Annotated in this window: 22 protein-coding genes and 2 tRNA genes; 9 read left to right on the top strand and 15 right to left on the bottom strand. The window is 69.6% G+C overall.

Translation table 11 applies throughout. From position 1 onward, the window contains the following. The first annotated feature begins 41 nt into the window (after window positions 1–41). On the top strand, window positions 42–1166 hold the full coding sequence (locus DMP23_RS23440; RefSeq protein ID WP_337822520.1) for a TetR/AcrR family transcriptional regulator: 1125 nt from the start codon (window positions 42–44) through the stop codon (window positions 1164–1166). Window positions 1167–1360: 194 nt separating this feature from the next. On the opposite strand, the gene DMP23_RS23435 is transcribed toward DMP23_RS23440, so the two are convergent. From DMP23_RS23435 to DMP23_RS23405, 7 genes are all read right to left on the bottom strand, one after another. Beyond that, window positions 1361–1840, bottom strand: a complete 480-nt coding sequence (locus DMP23_RS23435) for a nitroreductase family deazaflavin-dependent oxidoreductase (protein ID WP_337822519.1) — start codon at window positions 1838–1840, stop codon at window positions 1361–1363. Window positions 1841–2148: 308 nt separating this feature from the next. Further along, window positions 2149–2883 (bottom strand): thioesterase II family protein, encoded by a 735-nt coding sequence (locus DMP23_RS23430; protein WP_337822518.1) that lies wholly within the window; start codon window positions 2881–2883, stop codon window positions 2149–2151. A gap of 26 nt (window positions 2884–2909) precedes the next feature. Next, complete coding sequence (locus DMP23_RS23425) at window positions 2910–4070, bottom strand: sialidase family protein (RefSeq protein ID WP_337822517.1); 1161 nt, start codon at window positions 4068–4070, stop codon at window positions 2910–2912. Window positions 4071–4389: 319 nt separating this feature from the next. Further along, window positions 4390–5436, bottom strand: a complete 1047-nt coding sequence (locus DMP23_RS23420; RefSeq protein WP_337822516.1) for an AAA family ATPase — start codon at window positions 5434–5436, stop codon at window positions 4390–4392. A gap of 43 nt (window positions 5437–5479) precedes the next feature. Beyond that, complete coding sequence (locus DMP23_RS23415; protein ID WP_037814141.1) at window positions 5480–6517, bottom strand: aliphatic amidase; 1038 nt, start codon at window positions 6515–6517, stop codon at window positions 5480–5482. A gap of 24 nt (window positions 6518–6541) precedes the next feature. Then, window positions 6542–7168 carry an AmiS/UreI family transporter gene (locus tag DMP23_RS23410; RefSeq protein ID WP_037814139.1) on the bottom strand — a complete coding sequence of 209 codons (627 nt, stop codon included), beginning with the start codon at window positions 7166–7168 and terminating at the stop codon, window positions 6542–6544. An 88-nt stretch (window positions 7169–7256) separates the two neighbouring features. After that, complete coding sequence (locus DMP23_RS23405; protein ID WP_134663163.1) at window positions 7257–8327, bottom strand: substrate-binding domain-containing protein; 1071 nt, start codon at window positions 8325–8327, stop codon at window positions 7257–7259. Window positions 8328–8422: 95 nt separating this feature from the next. Between DMP23_RS23405 and DMP23_RS23400 the strand changes: the two genes are divergently transcribed. Next, complete coding sequence (locus tag DMP23_RS23400; protein WP_337822515.1) at window positions 8423–8830, top strand: MarR family winged helix-turn-helix transcriptional regulator; 408 nt, start codon at window positions 8423–8425, stop codon at window positions 8828–8830. On the opposite strand, the gene DMP23_RS23395 is transcribed toward DMP23_RS23400, so the two are convergent. Beyond that, window positions 8827–9573 (bottom strand): IclR family transcriptional regulator, encoded by a 747-nt coding sequence (locus DMP23_RS23395; RefSeq protein WP_037814136.1) that lies wholly within the window; start codon window positions 9571–9573, stop codon window positions 8827–8829. The two genes, DMP23_RS23400 and DMP23_RS23395, sit on opposite strands and share 4 nt — an antisense overlap. Before the next feature lie 106 nt (window positions 9574–9679). Between DMP23_RS23395 and DMP23_RS23390 the strand changes: the two genes are divergently transcribed. Next, window positions 9680–10801, top strand: a complete 1122-nt coding sequence (locus DMP23_RS23390) for a CaiB/BaiF CoA transferase family protein (RefSeq protein ID WP_337824440.1) — start codon at window positions 9680–9682, stop codon at window positions 10799–10801. Next, complete coding sequence (locus tag DMP23_RS23385; protein ID WP_037814134.1) at window positions 10798–11988, top strand: acyl-CoA dehydrogenase family protein; 1191 nt, start codon at window positions 10798–10800, stop codon at window positions 11986–11988. The genes DMP23_RS23390 and DMP23_RS23385 overlap by 4 nt, the downstream gene beginning before the upstream one ends. Here DMP23_RS23385 and DMP23_RS23380 read toward each other — a convergent pair. From DMP23_RS23380 to DMP23_RS23360, 5 genes are all read right to left on the bottom strand, one after another. After that, on the bottom strand, window positions 11955–13193 hold the full coding sequence (locus tag DMP23_RS23380) for an MFS transporter (protein ID WP_337822514.1): 1239 nt from the start codon (window positions 13191–13193) through the stop codon (window positions 11955–11957). The genes DMP23_RS23385 and DMP23_RS23380 overlap by 34 nt on opposite strands. After that, complete coding sequence (locus DMP23_RS23375) at window positions 13142–13618, bottom strand: carboxymuconolactone decarboxylase family protein (protein ID WP_337822513.1); 477 nt, start codon at window positions 13616–13618, stop codon at window positions 13142–13144. Before DMP23_RS23375 ends, DMP23_RS23380 begins: the two co-directional genes overlap by 52 nt. A gap of 48 nt (window positions 13619–13666) precedes the next feature. Continuing rightward, entirely contained in the window at window positions 13667–14659 is a 993-nt protein-coding gene (locus DMP23_RS23370) for an aminotransferase-like domain-containing protein (protein ID WP_337822512.1), read from the bottom strand. A gap of 30 nt (window positions 14660–14689) precedes the next feature. Next, a complete protein-coding gene (locus tag DMP23_RS23365; protein ID WP_337822511.1) occupies window positions 14690–15052 on the bottom strand; it encodes a winged helix-turn-helix domain-containing protein in 363 nt (120 codons plus the stop codon). A 157-nt stretch (window positions 15053–15209) separates the two neighbouring features. Beyond that, window positions 15210–17345 carry a phosphocholine-specific phospholipase C gene (locus DMP23_RS23360; RefSeq protein ID WP_337822510.1) on the bottom strand — a complete coding sequence of 712 codons (2136 nt, stop codon included), beginning with the start codon at window positions 17343–17345 and terminating at the stop codon, window positions 15210–15212. A 336-nt stretch (window positions 17346–17681) separates the two neighbouring features. On the opposite strand from DMP23_RS23360, the gene DMP23_RS23355 reads away from it, so the two are divergent. The 5 genes from DMP23_RS23355 to DMP23_RS23335 are packed head-to-tail and all read left to right on the top strand — an operon-like array spanning window position 17682 to window position 24194. Beyond that, window positions 17682–18218 carry a YbaB/EbfC family nucleoid-associated protein gene (locus DMP23_RS23355; protein ID WP_337822509.1) on the top strand — a complete coding sequence of 179 codons (537 nt, stop codon included), beginning with the start codon at window positions 17682–17684 and terminating at the stop codon, window positions 18216–18218. A gap of 4 nt (window positions 18219–18222) precedes the next feature. After that, window positions 18223–18555, top strand: coding sequence for a type VII secretion target (locus DMP23_RS23350; RefSeq protein WP_134729508.1), 333 nt, complete (start codon window positions 18223–18225; stop codon window positions 18553–18555). Then, entirely contained in the window at window positions 18552–23036 is a 4485-nt protein-coding gene (locus DMP23_RS23345; protein WP_337822508.1) for a DUF6531 domain-containing protein, read from the top strand. The genes DMP23_RS23350 and DMP23_RS23345 overlap by 4 nt, the downstream gene beginning before the upstream one ends. Continuing rightward, window positions 23036–23632 carry a hypothetical protein gene (locus tag DMP23_RS23340; protein WP_043829480.1) on the top strand — a complete coding sequence of 199 codons (597 nt, stop codon included), beginning with the start codon at window positions 23036–23038 and terminating at the stop codon, window positions 23630–23632. Before DMP23_RS23345 ends, DMP23_RS23340 begins: the two co-directional genes overlap by 1 nt. 31 nt (window positions 23633–23663) lie before the next feature. Beyond that, entirely contained in the window at window positions 23664–24194 is a 531-nt protein-coding gene (locus tag DMP23_RS23335) for a hypothetical protein (protein ID WP_337822507.1), read from the top strand. Between the two features lie 155 nt (window positions 24195–24349). Here the strand turns inward: DMP23_RS23335 and DMP23_RS23330 are convergent. Continuing rightward, window positions 24350–24421: transfer RNA gene (locus DMP23_RS23330), tRNA-Val, on the bottom strand. A 34-nt stretch (window positions 24422–24455) separates the two neighbouring features. Further along, window positions 24456–24527, bottom strand: a tRNA-Val gene (locus DMP23_RS23325). Between the last annotated feature and the right edge of the window lie 72 nt (window positions 24528–24599).

Below are 24599 nucleotides of genomic sequence, written 5' to 3'. Positions count from 1 at the left end.
GATGTACTGTGTACGCAAGCGGGCTGGAGACAGGGAGATGAATGGGAGATCAAGGGCCGACACCGCCGATTTGGCTGTTGCCTGAGCCGCCGGAACGCGGATGGGGCCTCGGACGAGTCGACATCGTCAACGCGGCCGTGCGCCTGGCCGACCACGGCGGCGCGGAGGCGCTCACGATGCGAGCAGTGGCGAAGGAGCTGGGCGCGTCCACGCCGATGTCGCTGTACCGCTACGTGCACAGCAAAGACGGTCTGGTGGACCTGATGCTGGACTTGGCGAACGGCGAGGTGCGCACCCCGGAAGTCCCGGGCGAGGACTGGCGGAGCGAGCTGACAGCCGTCGCGGTCGACACGTGGGCGATGACGAAGCGGCATCCGTGGTACGCGCGACTCGTGCACCAGCGACCTCCGGCGGGGCCGAACGCGAGCCGGCGGACCGAGTTCGTGCTGGCGACGTTCGACCGGCTGGGCCAGGACCTCGCGTCGGCGCTCGGGTACGCGCGGCTGCTCGACGGGTACGTCACCGGTCAGGCGCTGCAGTGGGCGGAAGAGCGGGCGATGTGGCAGCGCAACGCGTTCGTCGACGTGGTGGACGTGCAGCGGCAGGCGCGGGCTTGGTTCGGCGACGTCCCGTCGGAGGATGGGCCGTATCCGTTGCTCGTGCGGGTGCTGGAGAGCTTCCTGGCCGAGCGGCACGACGCGGCGGGTGAGACCAGTGCGGACGGTGCGGTTGGTGCGGACGGTGCTGGATCGGACGCGGAACCGGACGCATCGAGCCGGGCGGTTGGTGTCGGTAGTCCGGGTGCCCGGCCGGGTGCGGACGAGGCTGGGGCTGGCCGGGGTGCCGAGGTGGACCGCGAGGTTGCCGGGGCCGGTCGGGCGGTCGAGCCGGGCCGCCGGGGCTCGGGCCAGCAGGGCGTGGGCCAGGACGACACGGGTCGGCAGGACACGGAGCGACAGGCCTCAGACCGGCCGGGCTCAGGCCGGCCGGGCTCGGGTCGGCTGGGCTCAGGTCCGTCGGATTCGGGTCGGCCGGGCTCGGGTCAGGCGGCGGAGGCGCATGCTGCCGCTGACGCGCGGAAGGTCGCTGCGGCGGCGGCCGAGGACGCGCAGTTCGAGCTTGGCCTCGAATGTCTGCTGGACGGCATCGCCGCGCGGCTCCGCTGATCGCCGAGAGCCCGGAGTTGGTGAGTCGGGCCGCTGTCGGGGCCGCTCACGCGCGGAGCGTGCGGCTCACGGCTGCGGATCCAGCCGGGGAGGGTCGGCTGGGCGAGCCTTGGCGAAACGAAACGAAACGAAACGAAACGGAGCGGAGCGGAGCAGGCGGGAGGACCGGCGAATCTGGAACGGAACAAGTCCTGTCAAACGGCTGGGGTTGTGTGTTCCAGGAGGAAGACCCGGATTTCGCGGTGGGCGGCGCGTTCGGCGTAGCGGTCGTAGGCGGGCCAGTAGGAGGCGACTGCGTCCCACATTTCCTGGCGTTCGGCGTCTTTCATGAGACGGCCTCGGACCGGCACGGTGCGGCCGTGGACGGAGACTGTCGCGTCGGGGTGGGACAGGAGGTTTGCCGTCCAGGCGGGGTGGTGTTCGCCGCCCCAGTTGGAGCCGATTACTACGTATCCGCCGGGGCGTTCGACGTACAGCAGCGGGACCTGGCGTGGTTCGCCGGAGGCGCGGCCGATCGTGGTGAGCAGGAGGGTGCGCAATCCGACTGCCGCGCCTACGCCTACGCGGCCGCCGCTGATGCGGAGGAGCAGGCGGTCGGCGGGCATCATCGCTTGGCCGAACGCGGCGAATGCCTTGCTGCGGCCCAAACCGGCGAAGATCCTGCGCAATTCCATGGGGCGCAGCCTACGGGGCGGTGCGGGGGAGGCCGTCGCCCCGGCGGCTTGAGCGGGCCGTGCGGCGGGGTGGCAGTGGTGCCGGATGGACGGGTCGCGGAAAGCCGGCGGGTGGAGTCTTGCTCGCGGTCCGCGGCTATCTAGCAGCGGCGTACACCACCTGACTGCGCGGCTAGCTAGCAGTGTGGTCAGGTGGTGTGCGCGTGCGGCTGGTCAAGAGGTGACGATCGGTGCCTCAAGGTTTGGGTTCTTTCGGCAACCGTCCGGACGTGAGGCATCACAGTGGGACGGAGGCAAGGGGACCAGAGCTAGAACCCGCTCGTGGTCAGTTTCAGCAGGGCGTCGGTCAGCGCGGCCGCGTGTTCCACCAGGTAGAAATGGCCGCCTGGGTAGGTGGTCAAGGTGAAATCCCCGGTGGTGTGGGACGACCAAGCCTGTACGTCTTCTACGGGGGCGTGCGGGTCGGCGTCTCCGGTGTGGGCGTGGACGGGGGCGGCTAGCGGGCCTGGGCTTGGGCGGTAAGTCTCGACCGCGGTGTAGTCCGCGCGCAGGGCTGGCAGGAAGAGTTCTCGCAGTTCGGGGTCTCGCAAGACCTTCGGGTCGGTGCCTGCCAGGCCTTCGATCTCGGACAGCAAACCGTCGTCGTCTTGGAGGTGGACTTGTTCGTTGACCAGGCGGGACGGGGCTCGGCGGCCGGAGATGACTACTGCTTCCGCTGGGGTGCCTCGCGATTCCAGGCGCAGCCCTACCTCGTACGCGAGCGTCGCGCCCATGCTGTGGCCGAACAGCACTACCGGGAGGTCCAGCCACGCCAGCAGGGCTTGGGTGACGCCGTCCGCCAGTTCTTCGATGGTGCGCAAAGCCGGTTCGGCCATTCGGTCCTGGCGGCCGGGGTATTGCACCGCCAGCACGTCGACAGTGGGGGACAGCGCCTTCGACATCGGGTGGAAGAACGGCGCCGCGCCGCCTGCGTGCGGGAGGCACACCACGCGGGCGGGGGCGTCGTCGGCGGGGTGGAAGCGGCGTAGCCACGGGTCCGTCATGCGCGCGATTTTACCGGCGACCCCTGTCAGGAAAGGGGCAAGCGGTGGAATTCGATCTTTTCGTACGCGCTGGTGACGCCCGTTTCGAACAGCACTCCGACGGTGAAACGGTCTGCTTGGACCAGGTCGGAGTAACCGGCGGGGGCGTCGGCGAGAACGGTGGACGGGTGCCAGGTTTTGCCGCGGTCTGAGCTGGTCCTGAGTTGCATTGTGCGACGGGACGCCGGATCCGACGGGCCGGAATAGAGGAGTACGCGGCGGTTCGTTGTTTGCAGGACGCTGCCTTCTACTTTCGGGCCGGACAAGGTTGGCTGCACTTGGTAGGGGCGGGTCAGGGTGGCGCCGCCGTCGGTGCTGTAGGCGTCCAGGCGGTGTTCCGGGGCCGAGCCTTGGTTGCGGCTCGAGAAATACACCGTGCCGTCGGGGAGTTCGGTGGCGGTGGTTTCGTTGGGGGCGAGGACGCCGTCAGTCGGGTCGTCGGTGAAGCCGATGTGCCAGGTGCGGCCGTTGTCGTCGCTGTAGAGGTCGTGGCCGCCGTAGTACTTGGCTTCGGTTCCCACATCCGCGGAACCTGCGGGCGGGGCGCTCGAGTGGTTGGCGGGGACCACGATCCGCCCGGCGTGGCGGCCGTGTTTGAGGACGGTGGCGTGGCCGGGCGCGGTGGCGTACCAGCGCCAGGACGGGAGTTTCGTCGTGGCGGTGATGTCGCGGGCTGGGGTCCAGGTGAGGCCGTTGTCGGGGCTGCGTTGGACGAAAACCCGGCGGGTGTCTTGTGCGGACACGGTGCCGGACATGATGGCTTTTTCGCTGACGGGTCCGTTGTGGACAGTCAGGAGCACCAGGTCGCCGTTGCGGGCTACTGCGGGGGTCGGGTTTCCGGCGGTGGCCTCGCCGTTGCTGTCGACTACCCGCAGGTCGCCCCAGGTGCAGCCGCCGTCGCGGGAGGTTTTGGCTACGGTTTGGATCGCGCCGGAGTCGCCGGGGGAGTCGCGGCGGCCTTCGGCGAAGGCGATCAGCGAGCCGTTCGCTGCGCGGACCACCGCGGGGATGCGGAAGGTGTGGTAGCCCTCGGCGCCTGAGACGAACGGGGTCGACGACGTGCAGCTGCCGCTCGCGTGGGCGGGCGGGGTCGGGGTGAGGCTCAAGAGGGTTGCGGCGAGCGCAAGCGTGACTGTTCTCGGGAGCACCGGGGGACCGCCTCTCGCTCTGGACATGGGATGTCCGACGTCCTATGTCCGGAGAACTTAGATAGGTGGTCGCGCGGCGTCAAGACTCCGGATCGGTGGCGGTGGCGCGGGTGGGTTCCGGCTGAGGTGGTCGCGCGATGTCGAGGCTCTGGGGCGGTGGCGGTCGTGCGGGTGGGTTCCGGTCGAGGTGGTTGCGCGGTGTCAAGGCTCTGGATCGGTGGTGGTGCGGATGGCGTCGGTCGAGGTGGTTGCGCGGCGTCAGGGCTCTGGGTCGGTGGTGGTGGTGCGGGTGGGTTCCGGCTGAGGTGGTTGCGCGGTGTCAAGGCGCGGGATCGGTGGCGGTCGCGCGGATGGATCCGGCCGAGGCGGTTGCGGTGATCCGCAGCGGGGCGGTGCCGGTCGGGCGTACGCGCATGATTTCCGCAGCTACCGGGGCGGCCAGGTGGGTGCGCAGGGTCCGGCGCAGGCCGCGGGCGCCGTATATCGGGTCGAAGCCTTGATTGGCGAGGAGGTGGACGGCGGAGTCGTCTACTTGGAGGTCGACGCCGCGGCGGCGGAGTCTCGTGCGCAGCAGGTCGGTTTCGAGGCGGGCGACTTGTTCGATGGTGGTGCGGTCCAGTTCGTCGAAGATCACCGTTTCGTCGATGCGGTTCAGGAATTCCGGGTCGAAGAACGACTGGAGGGCTTTGTCGACCACGGTGCGGCGGGTGTGGCCGCGGTCCAGGAGCGAGCGCCAGCGGGAACCTCGGCGGCGGGCGAGTTCCTTTGAGCCCAGGTTCGAGGTGAGGAAGACGAAGCTGTTGCGGAAGGAGATTTTCTCCTGACCGTTCGCGAGGCGGAGGATTCCGTTGTCCAGTACGCCCAGGAGGGCGCGCAGAACAGTAGGGTGGGCTTTCTCCACCTCGTCGAAAAGGACGATTCCTGGGGTGTACGGGTCACCTTCCACAGTGGACCGGTCGAAGACGGTGAAGGCTTCCTTGCTTCCCGCGTATCCGGGCGGAGCACCGTTGAAGGAGGCTGCGTAGTGCTCTTGGGCGAGGGAGTTCATGTCCACTCGGCACAGGTCGTCCGGGCCGGAGCGCAGGGTGGCGGCGACCTGGCGGACCAGTTCGGTTTTGCCTACGCCGGTGGGGCCCAAAAGAAGAACTGTCGCGGGGGGACGGTCGGGTTCCGTCGTGCCTGCGCGGGCCAGGGTGATCGCGCGGACGACGGCGTCGATGGCCGGGTCTTGGCCCAGGACGCGGCTGCGCAGGTGTTGTGCGAGCGCTTCGGGAGTGTCCGGAGTGGACGGAGCGGGGGCGGCGGCCGGAGCGGCTGGCTGCCGGTTCCGGTTCTGGTCGTGGTACCTGTCGGTGATGAACGGCATGGTGTCCTTTCCCTGAACCGAAAAACCGGCAGCCAGCGGGGGATCAGGCCTGCTTGGTCTTTTCCGCGGGCAGCTGGCCGACCGGGCATTCGGCCACGCCGATCGTGCTGCGCGTGATGGCCTCGACGTTTTCCTGCGCCTTCTGCGCGTCGGTGACCCACGTGCGGTAGAACTCGAACGGGCAGTCCGCGACGCCCTTGTCGCCGTCACCGGCCGCGTGCACGCCCGAGTAACCGCGGTGCAGCAGTTTGAACAGGTGGTTCTGCGACTGGTCGTACTCGCGGGCGTCCCGGATCGCCGAGAGCGACAGCTGGGCGAACTGGATTCCGTATTCTTCCTCGCCGGTTTCGCCGAGCGTCCGGCCGTCGAAACCGATGATCGAGGAGTGGCCGAAATACGAGTACACGCCGTCGAATCCGGCCGCGTTGGCGACCGCGACGTAGCAGTTGTTGGCCCACGCCATGGCTTTCGCCATCAGCACCTGCTGGTCCTTCGCCGGGTACATGTAACCCTGGCAGCGGACGATCAGCTCGGCGCCCTTCATCGCGCAATCCCGCCAGATTTCCGGGTAATTGCCGTCGTCGCAGATGATCAGCGAAATTTTGAGCCCCTTCGGACCGTCCGTGACGTACGTCTGGTCGCCCGGGTACCAGCCCTCGATCGGGCACCACGGCAGGATTTTCCGGTACTTCTGCACGATCTCGCCGTGGTTGTCGATCAGCACCAAGGTGTTGTACGGCGGTTTGTTCGGGTGGTCCTCGTGCTGCTCGCCGGTGATCGAGAAAACGCCCCAGGTGTCGGCTTCGCGGCAGGCGGCGGAGAAGATCGCGGTCTCCTCGCCGGGGACGGTCGCCGCGGTGTCGTACATTTCCTGCTCGTCGTACATGATCCCCTGCGTCGAGTATTCGGGGAACACGACGAGGTCCATTCCGGGCAGGCCGCTCTTCATGCCGACCACCATGTCGGCGATCTTGCGCGCGTTGTCGAGCACCTCGGCCTTCGAATGCAGCCGCGGCATCTTGTAGTTCACGACCGCGATGCCGACCGTGTCCGGGCTCGAGGAAATGTCACCGTGTCGCATGGGATTTCTCCTTCTGGTGGAGGGTCAGGCCGCGGCCGCGGCGCGGTCGGGGACGGAGCGGGGCTGGCCGCGGAACCCGAGCACCGCGGCGAGGGCGACGAGCAGGATCGCGATCGCCGCCGCGATGAGGGCGGCGGTCGCGGTGGAGCGGTAGCCGCCGGTGAGCGCGAGGAACGCGGGCAGCGTGCAGGTCGGCTGGCTCAGCAGGACGGTCGTCCAGCCGGTGAACCGGGTCAGCTCCTCGCGGCCGAGCCCGAGCACGAGGAAGAACAGGCCCCACAGCAGAGCCCAGGACAGCCAGATGACGCCGAACACCGGATCGTCCTGCCGCCAGAACGCCAGGCCGGCGTACACGATCGCGGCGCCCGCGACGAACAGCGAGAACCAGCCGATGCCCTCGGGTTCGAGCCCGGCGAGGTTCGCGATCCCGACGTACAGGTAGGTGAAGCCGAACAGGAACAGCCCGGACGCGCCGAGGATCGCTTCGGAATCCCCGTGCGCCTGGATGATCAGCACCGTCGGCGTCACGCACTGCAGCCCGCCCACGAACAGATTCAGCGCGGCGGCCGACCGCGCGGGCACGCGCCCGAGCAGCATCAGCCCGTTGACCAGCAGTACCGCCCCGACGTAGAGCAGGCCGACGTTGTTCATCGCACGCTCCTCAGTTGGTACCAGATGAAATACTGTCAAGTGAAAATAAATGGGCGGACGGCGGGCGTCAAGAGCGGAGCGGGACGGGTCAGAGCCGGGTGATCGGATCGAAGTCGCAGCCTTGCGCGGCGGCGAGGTGCACGTGCTGGGCGGCTTGCTGGCCGTGGAATTCGACGGTGCCGCGCGGTCCGTCGTAGGCGACGCCGTCGATCGCGGCGTTGAAGGCGCGCATGTCCGGAGTGCCTGCCCGGCGGGCGAGTTCGGCGAGCGTATGCAAGCCCTCGTAACAGGATTCGGCCGCGTTGTTGAGCGGCGGCGCGGCCGGGCCGTGCAGGCGGACGTAGCGGCCGAGCAGGTCCATCGCGTCCGCGGTGACGAGGGAGCGGAAGTACGCGGCGGACGCGAAGAGGTTTCGGGTCGCTTCGGCTCCGCTGGCCAGCAGCATGTTTTCTTCCATCAGCGGACTGAACCGGAGCATCTGCTCGTGGAGGCCGCGCGCGGCGAACCGGCGGTTGAACCGGACCGCGTCCTGCCCGACGAACAGCATCAGAACGCCGTCGCACGCCGAGGTTTCGACGCGCCGGACGAGCCGGGCCATGTCGCCCGAGCCGAGTCCGACGAATGCTTCGCCGACGATCTGGAGATCGAGTTCCCTTGCGTAGCGCCGGATCGCGTCCGCGGAACCGCGCGGCCACACGTAATCGTCGCCCGCCACGAACCAGGTGCGCGCGCCGCAGTTGTCGCGCAGCCACCGCAGCGCGGGCTGGATCTGCACACGCGGGATTTCGCCGGAACAGTAGATGCCAGAACGACTTTCGCCGCCTTCGTAGAGCGACGTGTACACGTACGGAACGCGGTCGGCGAGGACCGGCGCGAGAGCGTTGCGGACCGAGGAAATGTGCCAACCGGTGACCGCGTCGACCTCGCCCGCGTCGACCAGCCGGCGCACGGCCGAGGCGACCTGGGCCGGGGGAGCGCCGCCGTCGACGACTTCCAGCGCGACCTCGCGACCGAGGATCCCGCCCGCGTCGTTGAGTTCCCGGACCGCGAGTTCGCTGATCGCCTCGCACGAGGGCCCGAAAAGGCCCGCCGGTCCCTGCAGCGGGACGACCAGCGCGACGCGCAACGCGCTCGCGCGGCTGGCGACTCCGAGTCCCATGCCGGCTCCGGGCTTCTTTGCCGGTTGACTTGCTTCCATTTGAAAGTCTTACAATGCGGAGGCATTTGCGCAAGGGCGGAACGAGGGCGGGCGAGATGAGGCAGGCACAGGCGGCCGAGGCGTCGCTGATCCGCGCGCTCACCCGCACCGCACGCGCGGTCACCCTGCGGATCGAGCCGCTGCTCAAACAGGAGGGGCTGTCGCTCGACGGCTGGCTGGTGCTGGACGCGCTCGCCGCCGGCGACGGGCTCACGATGACCGAACTCGCCGGGCGCACGCTGGTCACCGGGCCGACGCTGACGCGGGTGGTCGACCGGCTGGTCACCACCGCGGCCGCGTACCGCGAGGTCGACGCGGAGGACCGGCGGCGGGTCCGGGTGTATCTCGCGCCGCGCGGACGCAGTGCGCATCAGCGGGCGACGGCCCGGCTGGCGGAGGTCGAACGCGAACTGGATCCGGACGGCGGCGTGCTGACGGCGATCGTGAGCGTTGAAACCGGTTAGAACCGGCTTTGCCACTCACGACGGTGCTGGGTAAGGACTTTGATCAGCTCGTCCTTGCGCTCGGCCACTTCGGCGTGGCTGCCCATGATCCCGACCGCGGCGACGGTCCGGCCGTCCTCCACCACGGCGACGGACACGCCGTCCGCCTCGGTCGATGCGCTCGGCGCGGCGACCAGGCCTTCGGTGCGGATCCGGGTCAGGTCCTGCACGAAGCGTTCGACCAGTTCGGCATCCGCGGGCGGCAATGCGCCGATCTGCGGCCACAGGTCCCGGTTTTCCATGGCCGCCAGCAAGATCCAGCCGGTGGACGTGCGGATCGGCGAGCGGCGCACGAAACCTTCGGCGAGATACGCGTACCGCGGGTCGTGCGAGGCGTAGTCGACGTAATAGAGGTCGCTGCCCACCATGATCGCCAGCACCGCGGTCATCCCGGTTTCCTCGTGCAGCGCTTCGAGGTCCTCGTGCGACACCGTGGTGACGGTGGGGCGGCCGACCAGTCGGACGAGCAGGAACGGGGCCGGGCCGAGGGAGTAGCGGCGGTCGTGCTCGTCGAGGTAGCCGGTGGCGACGAGGCCGTTGACCAGGCCCTGGATCGAGCTCATCGGAGCGTCGAGCTCGCGTGCGAACTCGGTGAGCGTGACCCCGTTCCGGGAGCGCGCGGCCCGCTCCAGGATGGTCGACACCCGGTCGATCATCCGGTGGTGCGGCCTCGGGCGGCCGTCCGGCGTGGGGTGCGTCGGCATCGGTGCTTTCTCTCCTCGGGTGATCGGGAACTCTACCCGGACCTGCGGGTTGCGTAAATACGTATTTCGATGCCAGTATGCGTAGCGAGGAGGTGCGCTCGTGAGCATGCCACTGGACGGTGTCGTCGTCGCGGATTTCAGCCGGGTGCTGGCCGGTCCGCTGGCGTGCGTGAACTTGGCCGACCTCGGGGCGACGGTGATCAAGGTCGAACGGCCCGGCTCCGGGGACGACACGCGCGGCTGGGGACCGCCGTGGACCGCGCACTCCAGCTCGTACTTCGAATGCGCCAACCGGTCCAAGCAGTCCGTCGTGCTCGACCTCGGCGATCCGGACGACCTGGTGCTGGCGCGCGAACTCGCCCAGCGCGCCGACGTGCTCGTGGAGAACTTCCGGTCCGGCGCGCTGCAACGGCGCGGGCTCGACTACGAATCCGTCCGCGTGGGTAATCCCGGCATCGTGTACTGCTCGGTTTCCGGCTTCGGCGGCGACGCGGACCTGCCCGGCTACGACTTCCTCGTGCAGGCCATGGGCGGTCTGATGAGCGTCACCGGCACCGACGAACCGGCGAAGGTCGGCGTCGCGCTGGTCGACGTGCTCGCCGCGAAGGACGCCACCATCGGCATTCTCGCCGCGCTGCGGGCCCGCGAGCAGACCGGGCGGGGGCAGCGGGTCGAGGTGAATCTGCTGTCCAGTCTGCTCGGTTCGATGGCCAACCAGGCCTCGTCGTATCTCACGACCGGACGCGCGCCGCAGCGGATGGGCAACGCGCATCCGTCGATCGCGCCGTACGAAACGTTGCGCTGCAAGGACGACGTGCTCGCGTTGGCCTGCGGCAACGACGGGCAGTTCCGCAAGCTCGCCGAGGTGCTGGGCGCTCCGGAGCTGGCCGACGACGAGCGGTTCGCGACGAACGCCGAACGCGTGCGCAACCGTCCGGAGCTGCGCGCCGCGCTCGAACGGCAGCTCGGCACCGACACGGTGGCGGCGTGGGCCGCGCGGCTGACCGAGGTCGGCGTGCCCGCCGGCGCGGTCGGCGATCTCGCGGACGGGTTCAAGCTCGCGGAATCGCTCGGCCTCGCGCCCACCGTGCCGGTCGGCGACTCGCCGCCCCAGGTCCGTCACCCGATCGGCTATTCGGAGACGCCGGTCGCCCGCTACACCGCCCCGCCCCGGCTGGGGCAGCACAGCGACGAGATTCGCCGCTGGCTCGCAGAGGAGAAGAAATGAGCGCCACGAAGTCCCTGCCGCCGCTGGATCCGCGCGACCCCGCCGGGCTCGGCGACCTGTTCACCGAAGACGAGAAGGCGATCGCGGACGCGGTCCGCCGGGTCTGCGCCGACCGGATCGACCCGTACGTCGGCGACTGGTTCGAGCGCGGCGAACTGCCCGACGTCCGCGGTCTCGCCAAGGACCTCGGCTCGCTCGGGGTGCTCGGCATGCACCTGGAGGGCTACGGCTGCGCCGGGATGTCGGCGACCGAGTACGGCCTGGCCTGCCTGGAGCTGGAGGCGTCCGACTCGGGCATCCGCTCGCTGGTGTCGGTGCAGGGATCGCTCGCGATGTTCGCGATCTGGAAGTGGGGTTCGGAGGAGCAGAAGCAGCAGTGGCTGCCGTCGATGGCGGCGGGCGAGGCGATCGGCTGCTTCGGGCTGACCGAACCGGACGCCGGCTCGGACCCGGCGAGCATGCGCACCCGCGCGCGGCGCGACGGCGACGACTGGATCCTCGACGGCCGGAAGATGTGGATTACCAACGGAAGCGTCGCCGACGTCGCCGTGGTGTGGGCGCAGACCGACAAGGGCGTGCGCGGCTTCGTGGTGCCCACGGACACTCCGGGCTTCTCGGCGCCGGAGATCAAGCACAAGCTGTCGCTGCGCGCTTCGATCACCAGCGAGCTTGTCCTCGACGGCGTGCGGCTGCCCGCGGACGCGGTGCTGCCGGAGGTCACCGGGCTGAAGGGGCCGTTGAGCTGCCTCAACGAAGCCCGCTTCGGCATCGTCTGGGGCTCGGTGGGCGCGGCGCGTTCCTGCTTGCAGGCGGCGATGTCCTACGCCGAGGAGCGCACGCAGTTCGGGAAGCCGATCTCCGCGTTCCAGCTGACGCAGCAGAAACTTGTCGACATGACGCTCGAGTACACGAAGGCGTTGCTGCTGGCGATCCACTTGGGACGGCGCAAGGACGCCGGGGTGCTGCGACCGGAACAGGTCAGCCTCGGCAAGCTGAACAACGTCCGCGAGGCGATCGAGATCTGCCGCACCGCGCGCACGATCCTCGGCGCGAACGGGATTTCGCTGGAGTACCCGGTGATCCGGCACATGAACAACCTCGAATCGGTGCTCACCTACGAGGGCACCGTCGAGATGCACACGCTGGTGGTGGGTCAGGCGATCACCGGGCAGTCGGCTTTCCGCTGAGGGCTCCGCCGCGGGACGGCCATGGCCGCCAGCGCGGCGGCCGCGGCCAGCATCCCGAGCCCGGCGAGCGTCCAGCCGAGGAAGCCGAACGTCAGCACGAGCGGGACCAGCACGATCGGTCCGGTGATGCGGGCGAGCGCGGTGCTGGTGGCGAACAGCGCTTGGTACTGGCCCTGATGTCCTTCGGGGGCAAGGCTGAACGCGAGATGCCAGGCACCGGCGGAGGCGGTTGTTTCGGCGAGGGTGAGCAGGAGTGCGCCGACGAGTGCCAGGACTACCGGGTGCGCTGAAGCACTGAGCGAGCCGAAGACGGAGCAGGCGGCGATCAGGAAGATGCCTGCCACGGCAAGGGATCGGCGTGCGGTGCGGGCGTCGCGGACCTGGCGGCTGATCGGCAGTTGGAGCAGGACGACGAGGACGGTGTTGGCCAGCAGCACCACTGCGGACGTCCATTGTGGAGCGGAACTGCGCGTGACTATCCACAGTGGAAGCGTGACGCTGAGGATCGGCATGGTCAGCTGCGTGATCGCGGCCAGCAGCGTCAGGGTGACGTAACGGCGGTCGCGCAAGGCTGGCCAGCCGGTCTGGCGTTCGGTGGGCGCGTCCGGTCCGGCGTGCAGGTACAGCGCGGTGGCGAAGACGAACAATCCGGCGTCGACGAGGAAAACGGTGACCGCGTTGGTTCCGGCGGCCAGGACGAGTGCGCCGACGCCGGAGCCCGCGCCGATGCCGATGTTGACGGCGGTGTGCAGCAGGGCGCGGGCCCGGACGCGGCCTTCGGGAGCCACCACCGTCGCGACGACGGCTTGGCGGCCCGCCGCGAGCGCGCTCTGCCCGCAGGCGAAGAGCGCGCACGCGGCGATGTACAGCGGAACAGTGTGCGCGACGGCGAACAGCAGCAGGCCTGCGACCGCGGCGACGGTCGCCGCGGCGAGTGCGCGGCGGGCCCCGATCCGGTCCAGCAGCGTTCCGAACGGAACGGTGGTGGTCAGGCTCGTCGCGGCGCCGAGTGACAGCCCGAGCGCCACGATGCCCGCCGGCAGGCCGACCCTGGTGGTGAAGTGGACGGCGGACACGGCCAGTACCGCGCCGTCGCCCGCCGAGGTCAGAGCTTGGGCGGTGGCGAGCCGCCGGATCGCCGTGCGCGCGCTGGTCATGCCGGGCTGACCGACCAGCACCGGGTCGAGACGCCGACCGTGTTCCACATGTTGATGGCGGTGATGAGCGCGATCAGCGCGGCCGCGCCTTCCTCGCCGAATGCCGCGACGGCCTCGGAAACGGTCGACTCGGGCACGTGCGTCTCGGAGAGGCGCGTGACGTCCTCGGTGAGCGCGAACGCGGCCCGCTCGGCAGCGGTGAACAGGCCGGATTCCGCCCAGACCGCGAGAGCGTCGACCCGCTGAGCGGTGACGCCTTCCTTGCGCGCGGCCTGCGAGTGCATGTCGACGCAGTAGGCGCAGCCGTTGATCTGGGACGCGCGGAGGCGGACCAACTCGCGCAGGCCCGGGTCGATGCCCGCGTGGTCGAGCTGCTGGGTCGCGGCGTCGTCCAAAGTGCTCATCGCACGGGAGAAAATCGGGGCCAGCGCGTCGAAATCGAGGCGCTGGGGGATCGGGATCGTCGTTGTCATGGACCTAGATTAGGTCTCAAATGGACCGGGTTCCCGGCCAATCTGACGCTAATAACTCAGACCATTTGCCAGCGCGTCGGCGGCCAAAGCGAGGGCGCGCGTGGCGCGGGCGGACGACACCGCGCCGTAGCCGATGACGACTCCCGCGCGGTCCGGGTTGCCGCCGGGGGCGCGGTAGTCGGCGAGTCCTTCGAGGGCGACGCCGAACTGGCGGGCGGCGGCGAGCGCGCGTTCCTCGGCGGCTGCGTTCGGGAGTTCGACCAGGCACTGCAGACCCGCGGCGAGACCGCCGGGCCGCAGGTCCGGAGTGCGTTCGGCGAGGAGCTGGGCGAACAGTTCGCGGCGCGTCCGGAACGTGGCGCGGCGGCGGCGGACGGCGCGGTCGTACTCGTGGGAATCGAGGAAACGGGCGAGGACCTGCTGGTGCAGACCGCTGGGCGTGACGCCGCTGAGGCTGCGCTGCCGGAGCAACTCGGGGAGGAGGTCGGGCGGGGTCACGGCCCAGGCGACGCCGACGGCCGGGGCGAGGGCTTTGCTCGACGTGCCCAGGTACACGACGCGATCCGGCGCGAGGGCTTGGAGCGCGCCGATGCTGCGGCGGTCGTAGCGGAATTCGCCGTCGTAGTCGTCTTCCAGGATCAGCGCGTCGCGCGCATTGGCCCATTCGACGGCGGCTCGGCGGCGTTCCGGGGAGAGCGGGACGCCGGTCGGGAACTGGTGGGCCGGGGTGAGGAAGACCGCGTCGGCCTTCGTGCCGTCGAGGTCCGCGCCTTCCGCGTCCACCGGGATCGGGACGATGTCCAAACCGGACTCGGCGATGATGCGCCGGTGCCGTTCGTGCCCGTACTCCTCGACGGCGATCCGCTTGCCGCCGCGCGCGCGAATACTGCGGCAGGTCAACGAAAGCAGGTCGCCGAAGCCGCTGCCGATCACGATGTCCCCCGCGGTGACGCCGCGCGTGCGGGCCAGGTATCCGGCGAGGGTGTCGCGGAGTTCGGGCACTCCCTCGGGCGGTGCGTAGGCGAACGCGGAGACCGGCATTTCCGACAGCGCCCGCCGGGTTTGCGCGCTCTATTGGCTGCGCGGGAAGTCGCCGGCGTCGGCGAGGCCGCCGCGAAGTTCGTATTCCGGCGGCGATTGTTGTTGCGCGGCAGCCGGTTGCGCCTGCCGAGGGAACCCGGCGATCCACGTTCCGGCACCGACGCGGCTTTCCAGCCAGCCTTCGGCGGCGAGTCGCGAGTAGACCTCGGAGACAGTGCTGCGGGCGATGCCGAGGTCGGCGGCGAGTGCGCGCGAGGCGGGCAGCCGGGTGCCCACCGGGAGACGGCCGTCGACGACCGCGGCGCGCAAAGCCGTTTCGAGCGCGTGCGCTGGGCGGGTGGTGGACACGGGCAGGTAGAGGTCGAGCCCGTCGGCCGCCGATGCGCGCTTCATGGCCGGACTTTAGCCGCTTCGTCAGCGGAGAGCCTGCGCGATCCGCCCGCGCCGGGCGTGACCCGGCTCAAGCGACGAAGCGCTCGGCACGCGGAAACGCCCGGCCAGGACTGCCCGGCCGGGCGTTTCCGTTATGCGCGAACGTGTGCAGCGGTGATCAGCGCTGCGGACCCGGGTCGCTGAAGCTCGGTCGGCCGGTCTCGTTGTGTCCGGCGAACCGGCGCAGGTAGCCCGGCGCGGCGGGGTCGGTCAGCGAGATGTCGAACCAGCCGAACGCGGAGGCCGTTTCGCACGGTACCCGGCGGGTTTCGCCCGGGCCGAGCACGATCGTGCGGGCGGCACCGCGGCTGTAATCGTTGCGCAGCTTGAGTTTCCGGCGCTGCCGGCCCGGGTTCGTGACGGTCAGGGTCAGCAGCGGGGCACCGTAGTTGTTCGTGGACACCGAGACCTCGGGTTCGGTGGTGTCCGCGGTGGTGCCGGTGAACTGCGCGAGGTAACCGTTCGCGCCCGTGACGCGCAGGTCGTAGTTGCCGTGCTCGTCGGTGCCCGGTGCGCCGTCCCAGGTGTCGGTGAGGGTGTCATGCGCGGCGACCGTGTAGCGGCGGGGCGAGTCGCCGTGCGCGTAGACGTAGAAGTGTGCGCCCACGGTGCCGTCGTTGGCGAACCGCACCGAAACCGAGTGCCCGTCGCGCTTTCCGGCGAGCGCGGTGGTGAACCGGTACGGCAACGCCCGTGCGGGACGGACGCCCGGCTCCTGCTTCGGCATCGCCTGCGGCAGCTTCACCGAGAACGGCTGGTTCTTGCTCGGCAGCGGGGCGGGCGTGGGCGTGACGACCGGTTTGGTCTGCGGGCGGGAGAAGTCGAACGCCGAGGTGAGGTCGCCGCAGACGGACCGGCGCCACGCGCTGATGTTCGGCTCCGCCACGCCGAACCGGGCTTCGAGGAAACGCAGCACCGACGTGTGGTCGAAGGTTTCCGAGCAGACCCAGCCGCCGCGCGACCACGGCGACACGACGAACATCGGCACCCGGGAACCGAGCCCGGCCGGGTGCTTGCCGGCCAGCCGGTGGCCGCTCGGGCCGGTTCCGGTGCTCGGGCGCAGCTTGTCGAAGTCGAGGAACTCGTCGGCGAGGCTGGCCGAGAGCGCCCGCGACACGAGGCCGTCCGTGCCCGGCTGGTTCAGCAGCGGCGGCATCGGCGGGACGACGTGGTCGAAAAGGCCGTCGTTCTCGTCGTAGTTGACGAAGAAGACGGTCTTGCTCCACACCTCGGGGTTCGAGACGAGCGCGTCGAGGACGAGGTTCAGGTAGTACGCGCCGTCGCTGGCGGACGCGGCGGCGTGCTCGCTGTACTTGTACGGCGGGACGATCCAGGTGACCTGCGGCAGCTTCCCGGCCTGCACGTCGGCGCGGAACTCCTTGAGCGTGTGCGTCGAAACGCCCTGCTCGACCAGCGGGCCGGACGCCCCCTCCTGCGGGTGGTACTGCGCGAAGAACTCGAGGGAGTTGTCCGTGTAGTTGTCCGTCGGCTCGCCCGGGATGCCGCTGCCGCCCTGGTAAAGCTTCCAGGTGACGCCGGCCTTCTGCAGCCGCTCGGGGTAGGTGGTCCAGGTGTAGCCGTTGGTGTTCGCGCGCTCGTCCAGACCGGGACCGTTCGGCTTGGCGCCGAGCCGGTTCTGCGTGTCGATGGTGCCCGACCAGAGCATGATCCGGTTCGGCGCGGTGTCGGCGGGAACCGAGCAGTGGTAGGCGTCGCAGATGGTGAACGCCTCGGCCAGCGCGTAGTGGTAAGGCAGCTCGGAACGCTGCTGGTAGCACATGGTGAACACGTCCTGCTTCTCGTTCACCCAGCCGTCATAGCGTCCGCCGTTCCAGAGCGGCTCGCCGCTGCCCCAGCTGTGGTCGGTGCCGGCGATGTGCTCGCTGGTGCGCAGGGCGTCGAGCGGGAACGGCAGCACGTACTCGGCGTCGTCGGGCAGACCGCGGCCGTTGTAGCGGGAAGTACGCGTCTTCGCCGGCGGCTGGTAGAACACCGGCCGCCCGTTGGGCAGCAGGTGCGGCCGCGGGTCGCCGTAGCCGCGTACGCCGCGCATGGTGCCGAAGTAGTGGTCGAAGGACCGGTTCTCCTGCATGAGGACGACGACGTGCTCGACGTCCTCGATGGTCCCCGAGCGGCGGGCCGGTTCGACCGCGAGCGCCTTCCCGATGGACCCGGGCAGCAGCCCTCCGGCCGCCGCCCCGGCGAGCGAAGCGCCCGCCATGCCGAGAAAGTTCCGGCGACTCGTACCCGCCATGTCGTGTTCCTCCATGTGCTCGCGGCGAGACAGCGGTCGCCCGGATTTACCGGCCGCCGCTCGCCCGGGGGAGATCATGAACGAGCCGAGTGTCCCGGATCTGGCGCGCGGGTGAATACTTCCGGTTCGCCGCGACCGCGCCGGATCCCGGCAATCCGGACGCCACCCGCCCGTCACGCCGAGGGGCCGGTTGCCGGGCATTCCGGGCAAATGGCGAGTTAACCGCTCATAACGGCTCGGCTATTCGAGCTAACTTGCCCTGCGCGAACCATGTGCCTCGAACGCCGGTGGTTTCCTCTGGTGGGTCCGAAAACCGGGGGAACGGGGGATGCGGGGATGAGCGATCCGCTGTCCGGTGACGCCGGCGACGCGGCGGCGCGCGTGGACCGGATGGTGGCCGAGGCGAAGCAGAAAGCCCAGCGGTACCAAGCGATGCAGTCCGCGGTCGGGCAGGTCTCGGTGACCGAGACGGGCAAGGACGGTCTGGTCACGGTCACGGTCGACTCGGCGGGGAACGTGACCGATCTGCGGATCACCGATCAGGTCCGGGAATGCTCCGGGGCGCAGGTCGCCGCTGCGGTGCTGACGACTTTGCGGCGCGCGCAGGCGCGGTTGCCGGACCGGCTCGGCGAGGTCATGGCGGAGACGATCGGCGACGACCGGCAGACGATGGACACGATCGTCGGCAACTACCGGGCCAAGTTTCCCGAGCCGGAGCCGGAGGAACCGGATCCCGGCGAGGACCGCAACGTCCGGAATCTCGGCGGCCTCGAAGAGGAATCCGCGCCGAAGCCGCCTCCGGTGCGCAGGCCGCCCGGCGACTCCGACGACGGCGACGACGGCTTCGGCCAGTCCTTCATGACACGGGGATGATCCGATGGCAGGTGACGGTTCCGGCGGCTACGAGGTCCATCCGGACGATCTCGCCAAGCACGCGCAAGCGGTGGAGCAGGTCGGCAAAACGCTCGGGCAGGCGTTGGCCGCGGCGGAGCAGGTGACGGTGGGGGTGCAGGCGTACGGCCTGATCACCGGGCCGTTGTTCGTGCCGATCGTGCTCGCGGTGAGCGCGCCCGGGCTGGCGACGCTGGCGTTGGCGCAGCAGGCGATGGGCCAGGTGGCGCAAACGGTGAACCAGGCCGTGACGACGTATCAGACCGCTGAGCAGAACCACACGCAGACCATCAACGGCCTCGGGAAGAAGCTCTCGTGAGCAACCCGTTGGTGGCGCAGCGGCAGGACTCGACCACCTGGCACAGCGGGATCAACGTCCTCGACGACGCCGCGGGCGTGTACGACGGGGTGCAGTCCGGTTCGTGGATCGAAGGCGGGATCGCCGCGCTCGGCACCGGCCTGGACATGCTGACCATGGCGATGAACCCGGTCGGCACGCTGATCTCCTACGGGCTGAACTGGCTGATCGAGCACGTCAAACCGTTGCAGGACGCGCTGAACCAGCTGGCGGGCGACGGCGACCAGATCTCGGCGTACTCGCAGACCTGGAAGAACGTCGGCCAGGCCACGCAGCAGGCGGCGAAGGACCTCGCCGCGACCGTGCAGAAGGACACCGCGAACTGGAAGGGCGCGGCGGCCGACGCGTACCGGGCCAATATCGGCAAGAAGATCGACCACATCAACGCCGCCGCGACGTGCGCGAACACGATCAGCACGGTGGTCGAGGTCGTCGGCGTGATCACCGCCGCGGTGCGCTGCCTGGTCCGCGACATGATCACCCAGGCGGTCGGCGACTTCATCCAGGACGCGCTGGAGGAGGTGTGCTCGCTCGGGCTCGGCACGCCGGTCGTGGTGGCGCAGGTCGTCGAGCAGGTGTCGGCGTGGCTGGAGAAGATCGGCGCGCTGATCAAGAAGCTGATCAACTCGGTCGAGAAGCTGCGGCCGCTGATGTCGAAGCTCGAAGAGATCTTCGCGTCGATCAAGAAGGTGCTGGCCGAACTCCACGGCGGACGAGGCGAAGCCAGCGACGCGACCCACGTGTCGTCGGCCGAGGATCCGCACACTTCCCCGCACGGCAAGGAACCCGGCGGCGACGGAACGCAGGCCGCGCACGCCGACGATCCCGCTGCCGCGCCGGACGGGCACACCTCGCCGAGCGAGGCGCGCACCGGGAATCCGGACGGCGAAGGCTCGGTGCACGAGAACGGCGAGCCGCGCAAGGACGGCCGCTCCAACGATGGGAAATGCGAGGGCGGCGACCCGATCGACCTGGCCACCGGCGACATGCTGATGGTGCAGACCGACGTCGAACTGCCCGGCGCGCTGCCGCTCGTGGTGACCAGGGCGCACCTGTCCTCCTACCGCGCCGGCCGGTTTTTCGGTCCGTCCTGGGCCTCGACGCTGGACGAGCGGCTCGAGTCGGACGGCACGCGGATCTGGTACGCCGCCCCGGACGGCGTGCTGCTTGCGTACCCGGTCCCGCCCGAGGACGGTTCGCCGGTGCTGCCGGAGGAAGGCGCGCGGTGGCCGCTGGCGCGCACGCCGGACGGCGGCTACGCGATCGACTGCCGGGAACTCCGCCGTACGCTGAGTTTCTCGCCCTCGCACCAAGCCGGCGCGATCACCGTGCTGCCGCTCGCGTCGATCGCCGACCGCAACGGCGACCGGATCGACGTCGACCGCGACGAGAACGGCGTCCCGACTCTGCTCCGGCATTCGGGCGGGTACCGGATCGCGGTGGACAGCGGCAACGGGCTGGTGACCGGGCTTCGCCTGCTCGGCCCGGACGCCGGGGCCGGGATCGACCTGGTGCGCTACCGCTACGACGACGCGGGCCGGCTGGCCGAGATCCTCAACTCCTCGGGTCTGCCGGTCCGGTTCGAGTACGACAGCCACGGGCGCGTGGTCAAGTGGACCGATCGCAACGACCGTTGGTATGCCTACGTTTTCGACGAACTCGGCCGCTGCATCCGCACCGACGGCACCGGTGGCGCGCTGGCCTGTTCCATCGGCTACGACTCGGCGGCCCGGACGACGACCTACACCGATTCGCTGGGACAGGTCACCACTTACCACTTCAACGACGCGTGGCAGCTCGTCCGCGCGGTCGATCCCTTGGGACACACGGTTGTCACCGAGCGGGACCGGTACGACCGGCTGCTGTCGCGCACCGATCCGCTCGGGCAGACGACGCGGTTCCGCTATGACGAGGACGGCAGGCTGATCGCCGTCACCGACCCGGACGGCCGGACCACGACCGCCGAATATGACAGCGACGGCCAGCCGGTCGTGCTGACCGGGCCGGACGGGACGGTGTGGCGCAACGAGTACGACGAACGCGGCAATCTCGCCGCCGTCACCGATCCCGCGGGAGCGGTCACCCGGTACCACCTCGACAGCCGCGGGCATCCGGCCGGGCTGACCGACGCGCTCGGCCAGACCCGGCGTGTCGAATCCGACGCGGCGGGCCAACCGGTCGCGGTCACGGATTTTCTCGGCGCGACCACCCGCTACACCCGCGACGTGTTCGGCCGGATCAGCACGGTCACCGATCCGCTCGGCGGGATCACCCGGTTCTCCTGGACGGTCGAGGGCAAGCTGCTGTCCTGCACGCAGCCGGACGGGACCACCGAACACTGGCGGTACGACGGCGAGGGCAACGAGATCGCTTACGTCGACGCGCTCGGCCAGACCATCCGTACCGAGTACACCTTTTTCGACTCGCCGTCCGCGAAGATCGACGTCGACGGGTCCCGGCTGGAATTCGCGTACGACACCGAACTGCGCCTGCTATCCGTCACCGGTGCCCTCGGCCGAGTATGGCGGTACGACTACGACGCGGCGGGCAACCTGGTTTCGGAAACCGACTTCGGCGGGCGGACGTCGTCCTATGCCTACGACCCGGCCCGCCAGCTGATCGCGCGGACGAACGGAGCGGGCGAAGTCATGACGTTCCGCCACGACGCGCGGGGGAACGTCATCGAGAAGAGCGTCGGCGGCCGGGTCACGACGTACGAGTTCGACGCGGCCGATCAGCTGGTCCGGGCGGCCGGGCCGGACGCCGAACTGGTCCTCGAGCGGGACGCGCTCGGGCGGGTGCTCAGGGAAAGCTGCAACGGCCGGGCCGTCGAATCGGGGTACGACCTGCTCGGCAGGCGGATCCTGCGTGTGACCCCGGCCGGGGTGCGGACCGGCTGCGAGTACAACGGGAACGACCAGCCGGTGGTGGTCCGCACCGACGGCCACACGGTCCGGCTCAGCTACGACGCGGCCGGTCGCGAGGTCCGCCGTCAGCTCGGCGGCGGCGCGATGGTGAACCAGAGCTGGGACGCGAACCACCGCCTCGTCGGGCAGCAGGTCACCGACGCCTCCGCCCGGTCGCGTCAGCGGCGCGCCTACCACTACCGCGCGGACAGCGTCGTCACCAGTATTCAGGACCAACTCGCCGGTGCCCGGCAGTACGACCTCGACCGCTGGGGACGCGTCACCGCGGTGCGCGGGGCCGGATGGACGGAACGCTACGCCTACAACGAATTCGGCGATGTCAGCAGCGCCGAGTGGCCGGATCAGGACCCTGCCCCGCAGGGCGGTCGCGAATACGCGGGCGTCGTCCTTCGCCGCGGTGGCGCCGTGCATTACCGGCACGACGCGCAGGGCCGGATCGTCGAACGTTCCAGCCGCACGCTGTCCGGGCAGCGGCGGGTCTGGAGCTACACCTGGGATTCCGACGACCGGCTGACCGGCGTGACGACCCCGGACGGGACCAGGTGGCGCTACCGGCACGATCCGCTCGGGCGGCGGATCGCCAAGGAACGGCTCGGCCCGGACGGCGTGAGCGTGGCCGAAGAAACCGTTTTCGCCTGGGACGGCGTGCATCTCGTCGAACAGAGCACTCGTGCCGTCGACCGTCCGGACGTGACGACCACGACCTGGGACCGCGACGGGGTGCGTCCGGTGAGCCAGGTCGAACGCCGGACGGCGGCGGACGCTCCGCAACATGTGGTGGACGAACGGTTTTTCGCGATCGTCACCGACGTGCTCGGCACTCCCACCGAACTGGTCGACGAGAGCGGCGCCGTCGCGTGGCACGCGCGGCGCACCGTGTGGGGCGTCACCAGCCGGGCCCCGGACTCGACCGCCGACACGCCGCTGCGGTTCCCCGGGCAGTACTTCGATCCCGAAACCGGCTGGCACTACAACTACTTCCGGCATTACGACCCGGCCACCGCGGAGTACGCCAGCGCCGACCCGCTCGGTCTCGCCGGCGGTCCGAACCAGCGTTCGTACGCGATCAACCCGATGGCGTGGCTGGACTATCTCGGATTGCTGACGTGCAAGCAGAACGCCGCGATCCTGCGCAACAACATGGCGGCCGAGGGGCGCGCTCCCGCGCCGGGGGAGGCGGCGGCGCACATCGTGCCGTCGGGCGGGACCAAGAACCAGTGGGCGTGGGGCGCGAAGAGCCGGGATCTGCTGGACGCGCACAAGGTCGACATCAACGACCCGGCGAACGGCATTCCGCTGGGGCATCCGACGCCGCACAATTACACCCACCGCGGCGGATTTCACGAGAAGGTCTACAACCGGCTGCAGGGCGTCGTCGCACAGGGCCAGGCGCGCGGTCTCAGCCAGACCGCGATCGGCGGGCTGCTGCGGAACGAGTTGCGCGGCATCGGGAAATCGGTGCTGGGCGAGCTTTCCAGCGGCGCGCCGGGGCCTGGGGCATACTGGACCGCGTGATGGCCGACATCCCACGTGGCCGGGCGGTGTGCCGCCTGCTGCCGAGCGTGAGCGAAGCCCGCGGGGAGTATCGCGCGCTGACCATCGGGGGCGAGCTGACGAAGGTCGTCCGCTGGATGCTGTCGGGCTCCCCGGACGACTATCCGCGCGGGATCGTCGCGGAGTGGGTCGGCGACCCGGGCTGGCGGCCGGTCGAGTTCTCGCCGGGCGCGGACGAGGCTCCGATCGTCGGCCGCCGCGTCGCCGACGAGTTCCGCGCCGATTTCGAGGCTTCCGGAAGCTTGCTGCCGCTCATTGTCGACGGCAAGGAAAGCGACGAGTGGTTCCTCTTTCTCGTCGAGCAGGTCGTCGACTGCCTGGATCTCGGCGAGTCGTCCGAGCCGGAATGGGACGGGGTGATCCGGAAATCGGTGTTCCGCCCCGACGCGGTGCCCTCCGGCCTCCCGGTTTTCCGGGTTCCGCAGTCGACCAAGCTCTACTGGAACGAATGGGCGGCCGACCGCCTGCGGACCCTGGCCGCTCCCGACGTGGAAACCCGCCTCATCTGGTCGGCGGACCCCACCAGAACCCCGCACCCCGACCCCTGGAGCTTCTGACCGGCCAAGCCGTGCTCGAAGGACGTACGAAGTGACGACGTTGCGAGCCGACCTGAGCGCCTTGTTCGCGGCCGCCGAGCTGACCGACGTCGATGTCGACGCCGCGATCGCGGACGAGCACGTCCGTTCCGCCGCCTACCGCCGCGTCATCGCGGCGGACAGCACCGACCTTCGAGCGCTGGCAGCAGTGCTGGCACGGGACCCGGAACCGCTGACAGCCAAGACCGCAATAGTGAACCTGCTCGACCACATCGCAGAAAAAACCGCAGACCCGACCAAATTCCAGCAGCAAGCGGCAGACATCGTCACCGAAGCAGACCGCCTAGCACCGCCTAACGACCGCGCGTTCGTCCGCCAACGAGTACGAGACTGGCAACTGTGGCTGGACATCGAAAACGGCCAGCCCCCGGACGCCGCCGCCCTGTCCGCAGCGAGCGACTGGATGCAGCGACGCCTAGCCGATTTCTCCGCGTCCCCTCAGACCCTCGCCCTGCTAGCCGAACACGCCCGCACGAAGAAAACCCGACACACCGCCGCAACCAAAACAAACCCCCGCGCCTGACCCACACCAGCACCGACAAGACCGACGGAACCACACGCGACGGGGGGTCCGGGGGGCGAAGCCCCTCCGGGCGGGGCCTGGGGGTTGCACCCCCAGAAAACACGACGAGACGAGCAGGCCCGCGCTTTGTGCGGGCCTGCTCGCCTCGAGTCGAGTGGGCGATACTGGGATCGAACCAGTGACCTCTTCGGTGTGAACGAAGCGCTCTCCCCCTGAGCTAATCGCCCGTTGTGCAACGCACCAGCCTGGGGTGGACTGGAGTGCGCGATACTGGGATTGAACCAGTGACCTCTTCCGTGTCAGGGAAGCGCTCTCCCGCTGAGCTAATCGCGCTTGCTGCTGTGCAACGTGTCGTAAACATTAGCGGATGCCTCGGCGACGTCGCACGGGGGGCCCGGTTTACCG

It is taken from the genome of Amycolatopsis sp. A1MSW2902 (assembly GCF_017312175.1).
Lineage (GTDB): Bacteria > Actinomycetota > Actinomycetes > Mycobacteriales > Pseudonocardiaceae > Amycolatopsis > Amycolatopsis nivea.
The sequence above is the reverse complement of the archived record's forward strand: the minus strand, read 5'-3'. Positions and strand labels throughout refer to the sequence as shown.